The organism is Agathobacter ruminis, from assembly GCF_002735305.1.
In the GTDB taxonomy this organism is placed as follows: Bacteria; Bacillota; Clostridia; order Lachnospirales; family Lachnospiraceae; genus Roseburia; species Roseburia ruminis.
On the sequence record NZ_PDYG01000056.1, the window covers coordinates 1 to 17,462 of the forward strand.

A 17,462-nucleotide genomic window follows, 5' to 3' on the forward strand; every position below is an offset into this window, starting at 1 on the left:
TTTGGTGCCTGAAGTTGCATACGAACCGGCAGATTTTAGATGGGTTCGTATGCTTTGCTGTCGATGGGATGCATACGAAGTGCCTGGGATTCGTAAACTTCGTATGCATTTGGTGCCGGAAGTTGCATACGAACCGGCAGATTTTAGATGGGTTCGTATGCTTTGCTGCCGCCGGAATGCATACGAAGTGCCTGGGATTTATGGACTTCGTATGCATTTGGTGCCTGAAGTTGCATACGAACCGGCATATTTTAGATGAGTTCGTATGCTTTGCTGCCGCCTGGATGCATACGAAGGGCCTGGGATTCGTGGACTTCGTATGCATTTGATGCCGGAAGTTGCATACGAACCAGCAGCTTTTTGGCGGGTTCGTATGTTTTGCTGTCGTCGGGATGCATACGAAGTGCCTGAGATTTATGGACTTCGTATGCATTTGGTGCCTGAAGTTGCATACGAACTAGCAGCTTTTTGGTGGGTTCGTATGCTTTGCTGCCGCTGGGATGCATACGAAGTGCCTGGAATTCGTGGACTTCGTATGCATTTGGTGCCGGAAGTTGCATACGAACTAGCAGCTTTTTGGTGGGTGATGCCGGAAGTTGCATACGAACCAGCAGATTTTTGGCGGGTTCGTATGTTTTACTGTCGTCGGGATGCATACGAAGTGCCTGAGATTTATGGACTTCGTATGCATTTGGTGCCGGAAGTTGCATACGAACTAGCAGCTTTTGGGTGGGTTCGTATGCTTTGATGACGCCAGGATGCATACGAAGTGCCTTGGATTTATGGACTTCGTATGCATTTGGTGCCTGAAGTTGCATACGAACCGGCAGCTTTTTGGTGGGTTCGTATGTTTTGCTGTCGTCGGGATGCATACGAAGTGCCTGGGATTTATGGACTTCGTATGCATTTGGTGCCTGAAGTTGCATACGAACCGGCAGATTTTAGATGGGTTCGTATGCTTTGCTGCCGCCGGAATGCATACGAAGTGCCTGGGATTCGTGGACTTCGTATGCATTTAGTGCCGGAAGTTGCATACGAACCAGCAGTTTTTTGATGGGTTCGTATGCTTTGCTGTCATCGGGATGCATACGAAGTGCCTGGGATTTATGGACTTCGTATGCATTTGGTGTCTGAAGTTGCATACGAACCAGCAGCTTTTTGATGGGTTCGTATGCTTTGCTGCCGCCGGAATGCATACGAAGTGCCTGGGATTCGTGGACGGACTTCGTATGCATTTGATGCCGGAAATTGGCGATCCATATGAAGAATTTTATAAATTGGAAAGTTTTGGCGTCGAAGTCAGCATCCCGTATTGCATCGGACAGATTGATGCCTACTTTGAAGATGCGGTGCCAATAGATTTTGGGACGACGGATGCGGTTTGTGTCGCGCACGATCCGAGTTGGTATCATTCAAGAAAAATCAGCGATGCTTCTTCATCGTGATAAAACATCGGGAAGCCGCGATAGCCTTTTGGCAGCGGTGCCGGCTGCTCGCAGGTCGTGGTCATTTGATAGAATGATCGCGTGCGGCCGCTCGCAAGAATTCCCTGACAAATTTCAAGACAATGGATGCCCAATGATGCCTCTGCACGCGGGGTGCGTCCCATACGGATGGCCCACGCCATTTCTGCAGCGCCCACACCACGAGAATCGTGATCGAACCCATGAACCGGTTGCAACAATGATGGTTCATGCGAATCTTGTCGATGCAATTTCACCTCACCGCTGAATTCAGACGGGCGCGACATCTCAAGCACACCATATTTTCCATAAATCATAAACGGAGCCGGTGCTTCGATAATACTGTTCGCATCCAGATGAACGGTCGCAATCACACCACTGTGGAATACCAGAGTCGCGCTGACGAGATCTTCGTTCATTGCCTCATAAGAATGCCCCAGTTCCGGTCGCGAAATACGACGATGCACATGATGCGGATTGGTCGTTTGCATGGTTCCGCACACTTCTTTTACCGGCCCGAACAATGCCAACATCTGCGTAATCAGATAAATGCCATAATCAAATCCCGGACCGCCTCCCGGCTCATTGGTGTAACGCAAAAAATCCATCAGTCCATCCTGATTTTGCGAAGCTGTCGCAATCACAGAGCTTACTTTGCCGACGATTCCGGCATCGATATATTCACGCGCACATTGCCATGCAGCACCCATGAAATGATCCGGCTCGCTACACAGATACAATCCTTTTTTGTGTGCCAGATCGCGTAGTTCCTGTGCCTTTTTGAAATCTGTCGTAATGACTTTCTCTGTAAAAACATGTTTTCCTGCATCCAGCGCAGCCTTGATAATGTCATAATGCTGCGAAGTTGGAGTCGCATTGATGATCAATTCAATTTCCGAATCTGCAAGAATTTCTTCGAGCGTACTATTTTTGATGCCATATTGCTGCGCTTTTTGCGCTGCGCTTGCGCCGCCTTTCGAGCAGCAATATTTCAAATCAATCATCTCAAATCGTTTTGTAAAATTCTGAAAAAAGATATCGCTGATTGCCCCACAACCCACAATAGCCGTCTTCATCGGCTTCAAATCAATTTGTCCCATAGTAGCCTCCTAATTTTGACGAAATGCGTTCCCCTTCTTTGCTCAATAATATTTATTATACCATATATCTCTTTTAGCGCGGCGCGTGTTGCTTTAGCAACAATCATCTCGCGCAAGTGTGCATTCTTAGCGGAGCACTTTTACTTTATAGAAAATTCAGAAGAATTTTCTCGTAAATTCAAGTCTCGCTCGCGAGACTTGGCGCGAGATTTGCGTCAGCGTAGCTGACATATTAAAAGGTGATTCCGAAGAATCACCTTAAGCATGCATATGATACAGCTTCTCATAGATGCCTCCTTTTGCGAGCAGCTCGTCATGGCTGCCGGACTCGGCAATGCCGTTTTCGGTCAGCACGAGAATACGCTCGGCATTCTGGATTGTGGTGAGGCGATGCGCAATGACAAAGGTGGTGCGGTTCTTTGCAAGTTTCTCCAGTGATTCCTGCACCACACGCTCGCTCTCGTTGTCGAGTGCGGAAGTTGCCTCATCAAAAATCAAAATCGGCGGATTCTTTAAAAAGACACGCGCAATGGAAAGACGCTGTTTCTGTCCGCCGGACAGCTTGATGCCGCGCTGCCCGATATCCGTATCATAACCGTCCGGAAAGGACATGATAAAATCATGCGCATTCGCATTTTTTGCGGCAGCAATGACTTCCTCTCTGGTCGCACCCGGCTTGCCGTAACTGATATTTTCATAAATCGTACCGGCAAACAGATAGACATCCTGCTGCACGATTCCGATGTTATCGCGCAGACTCTTGAGTGTGATTTCTTTGATATTGTGCCCGTCGATATAAATATTTCCACCCGTCGTCTCATAAAAACGCGGGATCAAAGAACAAAGTGTGGTCTTGCCGGCACCGGAGGAACCGACCAGAGCCATATATGCCCCCGCCGGAACATTCAGTGATACCTCATTCAATACTTCATCCTGATTTTCCTGATATGCAAAAGAGACATGATCGAAACAGATGTCGCCCTTCACATCGGTGAGTACCTTTGCATCCTTTGCATCCACGATATCCGGTTTCGTATCCATGATTTCACGGAAGCGCTCGAATCCGGTATAGCCGTTCTGGAACTGCTCGGTAAAGTCCACCAGTGTGCGCACCGGTTCGGTAAATACACTGATGTAAAGCATAAAGGTAATCAGGTCCTGCACCTGCAGCCTGCCGTAAGCAATCAGCACTGCGCCTGTCACGAGCACACAGACCTGAATCAGCGTTGTAAATCCTGCCATTCCGGCCTGGAACATGCCCATATAGTGATAGCTGTTTTTCTTTGATTCCAGGAATCCGTCGTTTCCTTTTTGGAATTTCTGATTCTCGATTTCCTCGTTTGCAAACGATTTGACCACGCGAATTCCGGACAGATTGTCCTCAATCTGCGCATTAATCTCCGCGATTTTCTGCCTGTTTCTGCGCGATGCGCGACGCATCTTGCGATATAATTTCGATGCAAAAAAGAACATAATCGGAACCATCACAAAGGCCGCGATGGCAAGCATCCAGTTGATATTGACCAGAATCACGAGTGCCCCTGCGATTTTGATGACAGAAAGAATAATATTTTCCGGTCCATGATGCAGCAGCTCCGTGATATCAAACAAATCCGTTGTAATGCGGCTCATCAGCTGTCCAACTTGTGCATCATCATAAAATGAAAAAGAAAGTTTCTGCATATGTGCAAAAATTTCCGCGCGCATATCATATTCAATTTTTGCCCCCATCACATGTCCGTAATTGCCGATATAAAAACGGCTGTAGCAGTCGATTGCCACCAAAAGCAGCAGGCCGGCGCCCAGATAAAGCATGGTATGCAAAATCACCGCACGCTCCTCATAGACCAGATTGTAAGCGATATAGCGCACAATCAACGGAATGGTCAGCGCGACTGCTGCCGATACCGTTGCAAAAAACATATCGGTCCAGAACAGTCTTTTGTATGGTTTGTAATAAGAGATTAGTTTTTTCAGATTTGATTTCTTTTTCATAATTCCTCACTGTTTCAATAGTACTATTTTTATCCGGTCTTTTCGTCCTCCTCGAGCATTTTCTCAAACGGAGTATGGTCCTTGCCGATATCGGATTCAAACCGATTGGCTGGATTCCTCTTTCTATCTATTCTACTCCAATGACTTCGCCATAAATGAGCACTGCATTGCGCACGCATTCTTCACATGGGCAAAGTGGTTTTCCATCGGTCATTGCCTTTAGGTCACCGCACTTGATTGCACCACACTTCTGATGGAATTTCTCCTGAATCTGTCGTGCAATTGGCAAGGTTCCCTGTCCCTTCGTCTGTGCGCCCGCAATTATGCCCGCACCGATAATTGCGCCACAGGTCGCTTGCAGATTTCCCATTCCTGCACAGAAACCTGCTGAAATCTGTTTTAATTGTTCTTCGGTCAAATCCGTCTGGTCCGCCAGCGCCGCAGTCACTGCCTGCGAGCAGTTGTATCCACCGGAAGTTTTAAGTTGTACGGCTTTTTCAGCCCGTTCATTGATTGTCATAATTTTAGTTCCTTTCTCCTAGGCCATTTTGGGTCTCTGCGTGAGCACGCGTACGCGCAAATAGCACAGCCCCGACAGCAGTGCATACACCCCCATCCAAATCAGGTTCAGCAGAAGATGATCCATCTGCATGCCAATGAAGATAGCAAGTGCTGCCACAGCCATGGTTAAAAACATATTCACAAGCAGGTATACTGACACCGCCGCGCCCTGCTTGATGACTTCCACTTCATTTTCCCAATCCAGGCGCATATGCTTAACACCGCATACACATCCCCATGTTGCAGAAAATAAACATAATAAACATCCAATCAGCAAATAGCAAATTGTATCGACGATTCCAATTCGTGCAGAGATGCAGATTCCAAGCGTTCCGATGGCCATCGACGGCACAGACAGACACAGCTGAAATAGCATCTTGCCCTGATAAAGCGTCTTTTTCTCAATCGGGAGGCTCTGCACAATCCAGTAATTTTTTCCTTCCAATGATGGGGAGCAAGCCGTCGTAGAAACCATTCCAATAAAGAAATAGATGATAAACGGAATCGATGGGTAAACAACCTTCGGATCAAACGGAGCCCCATTCGTCAAGAGCGCAATGATTTCATCAAACCTTACAAAAAGTGCAATCACTCCGAGCAAAATAATCAATACATATCCCAATCCGGCATTGACCAGATAGGTCGTCGAGCCGGTCATCCGCTTTAATTCTTTAAATGCAATCGTCCATACGACCTTCTTGCTCTTTTGTCCGGTCATACGGTATTTTCTTGCTGCCGCATGTGACTTTAATGCGGAATTGATATTGCGATAGGAACTTCCGATGATTGCAAATACAATCGCAAACAGGCACACACTGATGACAAGCAATAAGGTAAGACTCACCAAATCTGTCTGTAGAATTGCCTTTTCAAACCACTTCGCCGGCAGATAAAGCTCCACCGTCTTTGCTGTCATATAATAAGTATCCTGTAGCGTCGATTCCACTGCATCATTTCGAATCATATTGTCGATAAAGAAACGAAGTCCAAAACAAAACAGGACGAGCAACATAATCAATATTGTCTGCACCAGATTTCTTTTGCGGAACCCGGAGCTGATCTTTGCAAATAAAAATCCAAAGAAAGTTGCCACCAACATCGGAATCAGCGGAAGCACAAGCGCAAGCATGACCCAAATCGGATAAATATAAAATGCCGGCTTGGCAAAATATCCATATCCGACCATCATCGAAAGCGCAATACTTGCATACCACGGCAGACTTTTTATATACATGTAGGCAAACTTGCAGGCTGCAATGGTTTTCTCTTTCAGCGGCAATGCCATCAGCATGTCATATTCCTTAAATTGGAAAAGATATCCATTTACTTTTATGATGGTAAAAACAAACGAAAGCAAACTGATTGTCAGCGCGCAAAGTCCCGGAACTGCATCAATCATCTGATACATTCCATAGCCTATGCACATGAAAAAGCAATATGCCATCAACATGAAAAAAAGAACAATTATTCCAATATAATTTCCAATGATACGACTCTTTTTCTTTTTGTCCGTGCAATATTTCAGTTGATTTCGCTGACTTGTGGACAAAAGCAAAGTCCTAAGCAAAATCAGATTATGCATCATACACCTCCAGAAAAGCTTCTTCCAAAGATTTTCCGGCCGTCAATTCTTCCATCGTACCGGAGGTAATAATTTTTCCCTGCTTGATAATCGCAACTTTGTTGCACAATTTTTCTGCGACATCCAGCACATGCGTCGAGAAGAAAACCGCTGCACCTTTCCTACAAAGGTCATGCATGATCTCTTTGAGTGTAAAGGCCGCTTTCGGATCAAGTCCAACAAACGGTTCATCCAATACCAACAGTTTCGGCTCATGTATCAGCGCCGAAATGATTGCGACTTTCTGCTTCATTCCATGAGAATAAGAGCTGATTAAATCTCCGAGCGCATCCGTGATTTCAAATGCATTTGCGTAATGCGCAATCCGCTCGCTTCGCTCTGCGTCTCCGATTTGAAATACATCCGCCACAAAATTTAAAAACTGAATCCCGGTCAGATTCTCGTACAAATCCGGATTGTCCGGAATATAGGCAGTCACTTTTTTGCATTCCATCGGCTCTGTTTTTACAGAATGTCCGTCAATCAAAATTTCCCCATCTGTAAAATCAAGCACCCCAACAATCGCGCGGATTGTCGTCGACTTTCCGGCTCCGTTATGTCCGATAAATCCGTAAATATCGCCACTCTCCACTTTCAGTGAAACAGAGTCCGCCGCCAGTTTATCTCCTCCATACGACTTTGAATAGTTACTAATTTCAAGCATTGCCATCTTATCTGTCCTCCTGAGTCATCCAATTCACTCATCTACTTTCAATTATAGGGATTTTGGGAGATAACATCAATATTGAAGAAATACATGCACTAGATTATTCTTGACATAATATAATTAAATCAAAATATTGATTCAGGTTGACCGAAGCGGAGATTGAACCCTGAGACCAATCACACTCCCGCATCTTCAATAAACCTCAATTTTTATTTGGCGGGATGTGGGCGCTAGTTTAGCGCCGACTAGAGCGGAGATTGAACCTGGGACCAATCACGCTCCCGCATCTTCAATAAACCTTAATTTTTATCCAGCGGGATGTGGGGCGCTAGACGTCCGGTGGACGTCTGTTTAGCGCCGACCGTAGCGGAGCGGAGATTGAACCCTGGGTTCAATCACGCTCCCGCTACTAAAAAGGAAATACCCCAGACCACAGGTCTGAGGTATTTCCTTTTTACTATGCGGGATGTGGGACTTGAACCCACACGCCATAGGACACGAGAACCTAAATCTCGCTCGTCTGCCAATTCCGACAATCCCGCAGGTCACATGCGATAGAATATCACAATTCGACAGTTTATGCAAGGTACATATCTACATATGAATCATCGCAGGTGTACTCCAATGGAATCCCATATGCGCGCTCATAGATTTCCTTCCATGCACGTGCATTTTTTTCCATCATCTCCTGCGCATTGGCAGCTTTGTTTTTATTTTTGTCCGGATAAATCGGTGGAGCAATATGGATGCTGTAAGCCTGCACCGGCAGACCACCCTCGCCCGGAACATTGGTGTCCTCCATCGTGATAAACATCGGGATGATTGGGACATTGTTCTTGGCCGCAAAGGTAAAGCCGCCCTTCTTCAGCGGTTTCGGTTTGCGATAGTTCCACCACATGCTCTGCTCCGGATAGATGAGAATCAGATGGCCGCGCTGCAAAATCTTGTCCACCGCTTTCATGAATTTCTTCATGGTGTCCTTGTTGGAACTGAGCGGAAGCGTGTTGCAGTTGCGCATCAAAAATCCGTAGAATCCCGGGAAGCTAGTGTAATTGCCTTCCTTGATGATGCGGAACAGTTTCTTTCGCAAAGGCAGTCCGCGCGGAATGGCTTTTTCATAAGCGATTTGCGCTGCAAATGAATCAAATGCATTGAAGTGGTTGCAAGTGATAATCGCACCACCGGTCACACTGCGGAAATTCTCGACACCGGTGATTTCCTTGATGACCAGCTGTTTTTTCTTAATCATGGTATTCATGAAGAAGCGTGCAATCTTAAATGCATAGCGTGTACGAAGACGGTTCGTCATATTCCGGCGCAGGTAATCGACTTCGTTTGGCATCAATACGCGTGATGGCGGATCATCCTCAAGGTCTTCCACAAAGCGGCCTTCGCGCTCATACTGTTCCCGCTTTGCCACGATTTCCTGACGCGTTGTTGTATGACGGCTTTCATCCACGAAGCGGCGCAGATAGTTATCCTCATTTGCAATTTCATGAAGCGCGAGATTCTTCAAATTTTCTCCGGCCTGCTCCACTTTTTTGACATCTTCCTCATTGAAGCTCTTTTGCTCTTCTTTCAGGCTTTCATAGACCGCCGTATCTTTTGCATATTTCCAGAATTCATCGCCGTAACGGCACTGCGCACTCTGCCATGGTTTGATGGCCAGATTGTAATGCACAAGCGCAATCGAATCGGCAGGTCGCTCTGTCGGCTCCGGCATCTGGACATTCCATTTGGAATCAATCCAAAGGATGTGATCCTGACACAGAATATTCAGGTAGTCCTGATCCTGTGCTACGACAAACGAATAGGTATTCAATAATTCCACAAACTTATCTTTGATATGATTGCGGCGAAAAGCATCGCTGTTGATCAAAACCACACCGGCATTGAAATATGCCGCGCGCGATACGCCGAGTACCTTTTCCACATACTCGCCGTAAATGTTGACATGTGCCACGAGATAATCCTGAATACCTCCGATATAATTGTCGCCCATCTCATAGCTGTAGAGATCCGCAATGTCACGATAGAGAATCGTATCACTGTCGATATAAAGCACTTTGTCAAATTCCGGGAACAATTCCGGAATAAACATGCGATAGTAGGTTGTCAGAGAATAATAATCACGGACAGACAGCTGACTTTCCACACGCTTGAGTGCCTCTGACACATCACAAAATGTCACAGAGACATTGTCCGTCATCATCTGTTCCACCTTCATGATATTCTCCGCCGAAATATTGGTATGCAGCACATAGAGCAAATATTTGTTTTGCGGCGAAGCATGTGCAATCAGAGACTTCATTGTCACCATCATGTATTTGACATAATTATCATCGCAGGCAAAAAATACCGGAATCACAGGTCTTTTCACCTTTAAACGCTTTCTACTTTTCAAATTCAATTTCATGTTCATACTTACCTTTCCAATATAAATATTCGTAGAGAATATCATCGAATTGCGCATATCCGAACAATCTGTACATGCGGCTCAACTGCCATTGTTTCACATTCTCCGTGTGCGGATACGGCAGATAAAACAACCTCTTGGAAAAATGTCGCACAACCGTATGCTTATGCAGGAATTTCTGATCATTGAAATATTGCGGAAGCATTTTCTTTTTTGTTGTGCTCCGATAAATTGCATCCTGGTCCGCGAACAGCATCTTCTTCGTCTGGATTAGTTTGCGTGCTTTGACCAGCAAACCGGTCTGTCTGATCAGAGGAACATTAAACAGGATGACACCCGCATTGATATAATTCGGATGAATCAAAAACTTCCCGTAATGGTCACGTGCTGCCGCATATTCGTAGCCCGACACATCCTGATTATAGAGCAGTGCAATATCCCGCTGAAACATGATATCCACATCCAGATACAGCATCTTGTCCGGAATATCCGGAATCATGTCCAGAAACAGACGAAGCAATGTATATGGCGAACAATAACACTGCTCGTTCGGACAGCTTGCGAATTCACGGTTGTAGATTTCGGTCACATCCAGCCGAATCACACGATTGTCCGGGTTATATTTTTTTGCAATCATATCAAGATAATCAATCCTCTGCTGACTGATTGCCACATATTCCGGTTTCAGATGCGAGACATCCATTGTCATCACATAAAAGCAAAACGGTTCCGTCACCGCAGTCCGCTTTAATATGGACAACATGCAGGTCAAAACGCCATCAAAAACACGATCATTTCCTGAGAATAAAATATTCATGGTTTTTCATTTCCTTTACACATAGTTTAGAATACTACATCTAATAACATTTGTCACTACCTATGCGTTAATTTTTTCATAATGGATATATTCCACGGTATTGTTTGTGCTCCGTTTCGTCATTGTCTCATAGACTCTGTCGCGCAGTTCCTGCTTTTGTCTGCCTCTCGGCAACGATTCGTCCGGATAAAACGGACCGTCCACATAGGTAACCATCCGCGGTCTTTTAAAAAACAATCGCTTCTGGTAGGTATTCGTCAAACAATATACCGGCTTGTGAAACAGAATCGGAAATTGAAAAGAATCTGCCACGAACGGACGAATCTTTGTATAATACGGCCAGATATGTGCCTCCGGATAAATCATAATGACTTTGTGGCGGTCACAGTGATGCTCCAGCGTCTTTAAAAAATTTTTAAAGGCGCCTTTGGTATCCGGCAATGGCAAAGCGCCAAGCGACGGCGTCACTCTGCCCAGCACCGGCATGGAAACATTTGCCGGATGGACAATCACATAGACTGATCCCGTAAAATTTAACATGGTTGGAATAAATGCATCCGGAACCGGATTGGTATGATTCCCGTATAAGAAATAGCCTTCTTTACGAGCCGACTTCAGGATACTCCCATTGACGATTCGATGTCCGAATCCGATTTTCATAATCATCCATGCAATCGGTTTGGCAAGCAGATGATACCACAAGCCTCTTCCGAGCGGGCGCAACCGGCCACCCTCATATCGATACTTTTCATCGATGAACTTAGGGCTGATTTTTGCCTCGGAGAATTCTTCATGCAATTCATCTCTGTAGTAAATTACCTTTTTTTTCATAGCGTCACTATTTTATCATATTTCAAATTATTTGGACAACAAAAAAGAGGCCTGCAGAGCACTGCAGAACCCCTTTCTCACTGTTTGATTTATACAAGTGTTGTAAATGTGGCTGTTTCCTGCTTGAGGGTTCCCGCGATTTCGCTGTTGGAATCCATCTCGCTTGAAATCTTGCCGATGCCCTGCACCAGATCGTTGGTATTGACCGATGCGGAAGATACACCTGACGCACATTCTTCCACAACTGTTGCGATGTCCTGGATGGACTGTGTAATCTGACCCATACTGGTATGAATCTCTGCTGCGGAAGTCTTGAAGTTGTCAATAATCTCATTGATGTATGCCGCATCATCGCTGTAGCGCTTGCCGGCTTCTTCGAATCCGTCATAATCCGGAAGGACATTGGAATTAATATAATCCACAATTTCATTTGAGCTTGCAATCAGCTCATGCACAGCTTCCGTCACCATTCCGTTGATGTTCTGGATGTTGTTGGCTGCCTCACGGCTGGAATCGGCAAGCTGACGAATCTCATCTGCTACTACCGCAAATCCCTTGCCGGCTTCTCCCGCACGGGCTGCTTCAATGGATGCATTGAGTGCGAGCAGGTTGGTCTGGCTCGAAATGCTAAGGATTTCATCGGTCAGGACATTTACCTGTTCCACGCTCTTGCTGTCCGCAATTGCTTTGCGAAGTGATTCAAGAATATGATTGATTGCATCACTTGCATTTACCTTGTTCTCTGCTGCATGATTCATAACCTCAACCGCTCTGGAATGCATTTCTCCGGCATAATTCAAAAGTTCACCGGAAGCATCTGCCAGAGCACCGACTGACGCATCGACTGCGACCGTCGTCTCATTGACATCCTGTGTGGTTGCGGAAACTTCTTCCATGGATGCCGACAACTCTTCCATAACTGCGGAAATATCTGTAGAGCTGCTGTTTGCAGTCTGTACACTGCCGACTACGATACCTACAATATCCTGCAGGCGTTCGGAGTTATCAGTGATCTTAATCATAATATTCTGTAAAGTCTCAATAAAGATATTGATTGACTTTCCAAGTCTTGCAATTTCATCTTTGCCGCGAATCGGAACACGCTTGGTTAAGTCACCCTGTCCCTCTTCGATTTCGCGAATCATTGTAGTCAGTGCCTTCTCCGTCCGCTCAATCGGCTTGATGATTTCGATGATAATACTGATAATTGCCAGAACGACAATCAGAATTGTGATTCCCAAAACAGCGAATACAACGATGCGTGCTGTATGAAATGATGTATTCATTGTATTGGATGCAGCTGCAAGTTCATCCTGACTCTGTGCAATGATGGTATCAAATGTTTCTGTCAGTGTTGCAGCCAGCGGATTGATCTGACTGGTCATCAAACGTGACGCATTCTTCACATCTCCGGTCGACATAGTTTCAAAAAACTTTGTCATATAAGTATTCATTGTTGTTGCATTTGCAAGGAATCCACCCATACTCTTTTGAGCTTCGTCTTCTCCGATTTCATCCTTGATGGAACCGTAAAGCAATTCAATCTGTTCGATAACGGCCTCGGCATCAGCCTTATAGGAATCAATCAGATATTTTACGGTCTCCGGGTTATCCGAATTTACGATTGCGGAATAACCGATGGTGCGCACATCCTTAAAGTAGACATTTGCCTGCAGTGCATATTGCACACGCTTGGCATAGACATCGATAGAATCGTCACCTGCTTTTTTGATTGTTTGCATCTGAAACATGCCTAAAAAACCGGTCAAGACACATAGAATTGCCAAAATAAAAACCGGAAGCAGTGTCTTCACACGCATGCTCATGTTTTTGAACATTAAATTTTACCCTCCTAGTACTTCAAAAGTGTTACATAAATATAGCATTTCCACTATGTTACATACAGCAAAGTAATTATAGTACTTATTCTCCACCATGACAAGACAGGTATCTATTATTTATAAAAAAATGCGCAAAAAAAATCAAATTTTCTAACAATGGCTTCTTGTATTTCTCTTCTTATTTTGTTATTGTTTGATTTGGTAGTAAAAACTATCGTATGAAAGAGAAAAAGGAGAAACAACAAAATGAAGAAATTAAAGAGATTTCTTGCACTTGCACTTGCTGCAACCATGACATTCTCATTGGCAGCATGTGGTGGAAAGGATTCTGATTCCTCAAAGGGAAACAAGTCCGGCGTTAAGATTGGATTCATCACCTTACATGATGAGAACTCCACTTACGACAAGAACTTCCTTGATGCAGCAAAGGCTGCTTGCGAGGCAACCGGAGCAGAGGCCGTATTCAAGACCAATATCTCCGAAGGTGAAGACTGCTACGATGCAGCAGCAGATCTTGCCGATGGCGGATGCGATATCGTATTCGCAGACAGCTTTGGACATGAAGATTACATGATCAAGGCTGCAAAGGAATTCCCGGATGTTCAGTTCTGCCATGCAACAGGTACCAAGGCACATACCGAAAAGCTTGCAAACTATCACAACGCTTTCGCAACCATCTACGAAGGACGCTATCTTGCAGGTGTGGTTGCCGGATTAAAGTTAAATGAAATGATCGACTCCGGAAAGATCACTGCTGACCAGGCAAAGATCGGTTATGTAGGCGCTTACACCTATGCAGAAGTAATCTCTGGATATACCGCATTCTTCCTCGGCGCGCGTTCTATCTGTGAGAGCGCAACCATGGAAGTAACCTTCACCGGTTCATGGTATGATGAAACCGCTGAGAAGACTGCAGCACAGGCTTTGATTGATGACAAATGCGTATTGATTTCACAGCACGCAGACTCCATGGGAGCTCCTACCGCTTGTGAAAATGCAGGTATCCCGAATGTATCTTACAACGGTTCTACCGCAAGCGCTTGTCCTGAAACCTTCCTCGTATCTTCCAAGATCGACTGGGCACCATACTTCGAATATATCATCGGACAGGTTGCCGACAAGAAGGATATCGATACCGACTGGACCGGAAATCTTTCTACCGGATCTGTAAAACTTTCTGAGTTTGGTAAGTCCGTAGCAGAAGGAACCGACAAGGTTGTTGCTGAGACTCAGGAGAAACTCGAGAGCGGCGATCTTCATGTATTCGAACTCGAACAGTTCACTGTTGGCGGAGCAAAGCTTGCCGACGATTACAAGGCAGATGTAGATACCGATGCTGATTATACCGCCGATACCGTTGTTGTAAAGGATGGCTATTATTCAGAATCAGAATTCCGTTCTGCACCATACTTCGATGTACAGATCGACGGAATCAAATTCTTGGGAGATCCTAAGTTCTAATATCGATTCGCTTGATTTTTCATGGGCGGCACAAAGTGCCGCCCATTTTTCGCTTTTTATGAATCTACGATAAAGAGGTAAAAACATTGAGTGAGAAAACCACTGCGGTGTCACTTCGTGACATCAAAAAGACATTCGGTCCTGTTGTGGCCAATGAAAATGTAACCCTTGATATTTACAAGGGTGAGATTCTTTCTCTTCTCGGCGAAAACGGAAGTGGAAAGACCACATTGATGAACATGCTCTCCGGCATCTATCATCCGGATGAAGGACAGATTTTCATCAACGGAGAAGCGGTATCCATCCGTTCTCCTCATGACGCATTCAATCTTGGAATCGGTATGGTTCATCAGCATTTCAAATTGATTGATGTCATGACTGCTGCCGAAAATATCATTCTCGGACTCGAAGGCAAATTAAATCTCAAAGAAGCAAAAGTGCGCATCAACGAAATCTGTGACAAATATGGCTTCGAGGTGGATCTTGACAAAAAGATTTATGACATGTCCGTCTCCGAAAAGCAGACTGTCGAGATCGTAAAGGTACTCTACCGCGGCGCACAGATTCTGATTCTCGATGAACCGACTGCCGTACTGACTCCTCAGGAGACGGAAAAATTATTTGCGGTTATGCGCAATATGAAATCCGACGGCAAGACCATCATTATCATCACGCACAAATTGCATGAGGTGGAAGCGATCTCCGACCGTGTGGCAATTTTGCGCAAAGGCGCATTCGTCGGTGAACTTGAAACCGCCAAAACCAACGCACAGGAAATGACCGATATGATGGTAGGTCGTTCCGTATCATTGAATATTGACCGTCCGGAGCCTGTAAACCCGACAGAGCGAATCAAAGTCGAAGGACTCAGCGTGCGGGATCAGGACGGTGTCTATAAATTGAAAGATGTATCCTTTACCGCAAGAAGCGGTGAAATTCTCGGAATCGCCGGCATCTCCGGATGCGGTCAGAAGGAATTGCTCGAGGCAATCGCCGGATTACAGCGTGTTGAGACAGGAAGTGTCTCCTATATTGCCCCGGATGGTTCCGTAGAAGAATTGATTGGCAAAAATCCTCGTGACATTGCCGAACTTGGAGTCTCTCTTTCATTCGTCCCGGAAGACCGTCTCGGAATGGGACTGGTCGGCAATATGGACCTGGCAGATAATATGATGCTTCGCTCCTTCCGCCATGGCAAATCACGCTTCTTTACCGATCGTAAAGCACCGCGTAAGCTTGCCAAGACTGTCGTAAAAGAGCTCAAGGTTTCTACCCCAAGTATTGAGACTCCGGTTCGTCGTCTCTCCGGCGGAAATGTCCAAAAAGTATTGGTAGGTCGAGAAATTGCATCCTCACCGACCGTATTGATGACAGCTTATGCAGTCCGCGGTCTGGATATCAATTCGTCCTATACCATTTATGATTTGATTAATCAGCAAAAGAAAAACGGTGTCGCAGTCATCTTCGTCGGCGAGGATCTCGATGTGCTTTTGGAATTGTCCGATCGCATCCTGGTTCTCTGCGGCGGTGAAGTCAGCGGAATCATCGACGGACGCACTGCTGACAAGCAGACTGTCGGCATGATGATGACCAAGAAAGGAGGAGAAGCATAATGAAATTTCATATTTCGAAACGAGATGCCCTTCCTTGGCAAAAGTCGCTGTTTGTACATGTCGTTGCAATCCTGCTGGCAGTCGGCCTGATTGCAGTCCTTTGCATGACACTGACCGGACAGGATCCGCTCTCTGTCTTTGAATCCATTTTTAGCGGTGCATTCGGTACCACCCGCCGCAGCTGGGTTACGCTTCAGGAACTGTCCATTATGCTGATTATTGCACTTGCACTCACACCTGCATTCAAGATGCAGTTTTGGAACATCGGTGGAGAAGGTCAGGTCCTGATCGGATCGCTCACCGCCGCATCTTGCATGATTACGCTCGGCGACAAACTTCCAAATGCAGCCGTAATCATCATTATGATTATCGCATCCATCGCTGCCGGTGCATTCTGGGGCTTTGTTCCTGCTTTGTTTAAAGCCTTGTGGAATACCAACGAAACACTTTCCACATTGATGATGAACTATATTGCAACACAGCTGGTGGCATTCTTTACGATTGTATGGGAAGTTCCAAAGGGCTCCGGTAAAATCGGTATCATCAACAGCGATACCATGGCCGGCTGGCTTCCTCAGATTGTCAATCAGCATTTTCTGCCGATTGTGGTTGCATTGCTTTGCACCGCCAGTCTGTTTGTCTATTTGAAATATACCAAACACGGATATGAAATCACGGTTGTCGGCGAAAGCCAGAACACCGCGCGCTATGTCGGAATCAAGGTAGAAAAGGTTGTCATTCGTACGATGCTGCTCTCCGGCGGAATGTGCGGACTTGCCGGACTGCTTTTGACCGGCGGTATCAATCATACCGTTACCACCACCATTGCCGGCGGCATGGGCTTTACTGCGGTTATGGTTTCGTGGCTCGCCAAATTCAATCCGATCACAATGGTATTTACTTCCCTGCTCATCGTCTTTATGGACCGCGGTGCCTCGGAAGTGGCAACCAGTTGTGGATTAAATGAATCATTCTCCGATATCATGACCGGAATCATCCTGTTCTTTATCATCGGATGTGAATTCTTTATTCGATACAAAATCAATCGGACAAAGAAATCAGGAAAGGAGGCCTAA

General features: G+C 45.6%; 16 protein-coding genes and 1 tRNA gene. 7 read left to right on the plus strand and 10 right to left on the minus strand.

Annotated elements, in window-relative coordinates:
• The 4 genes from CSX02_RS13545 to CSX02_RS13760 form a co-directional block, all read left to right on the plus strand.
• Window positions 1–259 (plus strand): hypothetical protein (locus CSX02_RS13545; protein WP_189281433.1); only part of this gene is annotated, 259 nt, incomplete at its 5' end.
• Window positions 260–265: 6 nt separating this feature from the next.
• Entirely contained in the window at window positions 266–748 is a 483-nt protein-coding gene (locus tag CSX02_RS13410; protein WP_143248161.1) for a hypothetical protein, read from the plus strand.
• Window positions 749–769: 21 nt separating this feature from the next.
• Window positions 770–1,054: a hypothetical protein gene (locus CSX02_RS13415; RefSeq protein ID WP_143248162.1), complete on the plus strand. Its 285-nt coding sequence runs from the start codon at window positions 770–772 to the stop codon at window positions 1,052–1,054.
• Window positions 1,055–1,082: 28 nt separating this feature from the next.
• Window positions 1,083–1,445, plus strand: a complete 363-nt coding sequence (locus CSX02_RS13760; protein ID WP_207653766.1) for a hypothetical protein — start codon at window positions 1,083–1,085, stop codon at window positions 1,443–1,445.
• Here the strand turns inward: CSX02_RS13760 and CSX02_RS07975 are convergent.
• The 10 genes from CSX02_RS07975 to CSX02_RS08020 form a co-directional block, all read right to left on the minus strand.
• Window positions 1,409–2,563 carry a Gfo/Idh/MocA family protein gene (locus CSX02_RS07975; protein ID WP_099386276.1) on the minus strand — a complete coding sequence of 385 codons (1,155 nt, stop codon included), beginning with the start codon at window positions 2,561–2,563 and terminating at the stop codon, window positions 1,409–1,411. The genes CSX02_RS13760 and CSX02_RS07975 overlap by 37 nt on opposite strands.
• Window positions 2,564–2,821: 258 nt before the next feature.
• On the minus strand, window positions 2,822–4,558 hold the full coding sequence (locus CSX02_RS07980; protein ID WP_099386277.1) for an ABC transporter ATP-binding protein: 1,737 nt from the start codon (window positions 4,556–4,558) through the stop codon (window positions 2,822–2,824).
• 127 nt (window positions 4,559–4,685) lie between these two features.
• Entirely contained in the window at window positions 4,686–5,078 is a 393-nt protein-coding gene (locus CSX02_RS07985; protein ID WP_099386278.1) for a C-GCAxxG-C-C family protein, read from the minus strand.
• Between the two features lie 18 nt (window positions 5,079–5,096).
• Window positions 5,097–6,527 (minus strand): putative ABC transporter permease subunit, encoded by a 1,431-nt coding sequence (locus tag CSX02_RS07990; protein WP_242970445.1) that lies wholly within the window; start codon window positions 6,525–6,527, stop codon window positions 5,097–5,099.
• A 166-nt stretch (window positions 6,528–6,693) separates the two neighbouring features.
• A complete protein-coding gene (locus CSX02_RS07995) occupies window positions 6,694–7,404 on the minus strand; it encodes an ABC transporter ATP-binding protein (RefSeq protein ID WP_099386318.1) in 711 nt (236 codons plus the stop codon).
• A 463-nt stretch (window positions 7,405–7,867) separates the two neighbouring features.
• Window positions 7,868–7,949 (minus strand) — tRNA-Leu (locus CSX02_RS08000).
• A 35-nt stretch (window positions 7,950–7,984) separates the two neighbouring features.
• Window positions 7,985–9,829: a glycosyltransferase gene (locus CSX02_RS08005; RefSeq protein ID WP_051638038.1), complete on the minus strand. Its 1,845-nt coding sequence runs from the start codon at window positions 9,827–9,829 to the stop codon at window positions 7,985–7,987.
• Window positions 9,801–10,640 (minus strand): glycosyltransferase, encoded by an 840-nt coding sequence (locus tag CSX02_RS08010; protein WP_031545957.1) that lies wholly within the window; start codon window positions 10,638–10,640, stop codon window positions 9,801–9,803. The genes CSX02_RS08005 and CSX02_RS08010 overlap by 29 nt, the downstream gene beginning before the upstream one ends.
• A 60-nt stretch (window positions 10,641–10,700) precedes the next feature.
• Complete coding sequence (locus CSX02_RS08015; protein WP_099386280.1) at window positions 10,701–11,471, minus strand: hypothetical protein; 771 nt, start codon at window positions 11,469–11,471, stop codon at window positions 10,701–10,703.
• An 89-nt stretch (window positions 11,472–11,560) separates the two neighbouring features.
• Entirely contained in the window at window positions 11,561–13,309 is a 1,749-nt protein-coding gene (locus CSX02_RS08020; protein ID WP_099386281.1) for a methyl-accepting chemotaxis protein, read from the minus strand.
• 249 nt (window positions 13,310–13,558) lie between these two features.
• Between CSX02_RS08020 and CSX02_RS08025 the strand changes: the two genes are divergently transcribed.
• The 3 genes from CSX02_RS08025 to CSX02_RS08035 all read left to right on the plus strand — a co-directional run bounded on the left by CSX02_RS08025 (window position 13,559) and on the right by CSX02_RS08035 (window position 17,462).
• Window positions 13,559–14,773, plus strand: coding sequence for a BMP family ABC transporter substrate-binding protein (locus CSX02_RS08025; protein ID WP_099386282.1), 1,215 nt, complete (start codon window positions 13,559–13,561; stop codon window positions 14,771–14,773).
• Window positions 14,774–14,859: 86 nt separating this feature from the next.
• Complete coding sequence (locus CSX02_RS08030) at window positions 14,860–16,386, plus strand: ABC transporter ATP-binding protein (protein WP_099386283.1); 1,527 nt, start codon at window positions 14,860–14,862, stop codon at window positions 16,384–16,386.
• Window positions 16,386–17,462 (plus strand): ABC transporter permease, encoded by a 1,077-nt coding sequence (locus tag CSX02_RS08035; protein ID WP_099386284.1) that lies wholly within the window; start codon window positions 16,386–16,388, stop codon window positions 17,460–17,462. The genes CSX02_RS08030 and CSX02_RS08035 overlap by 1 nt, the downstream gene beginning before the upstream one ends.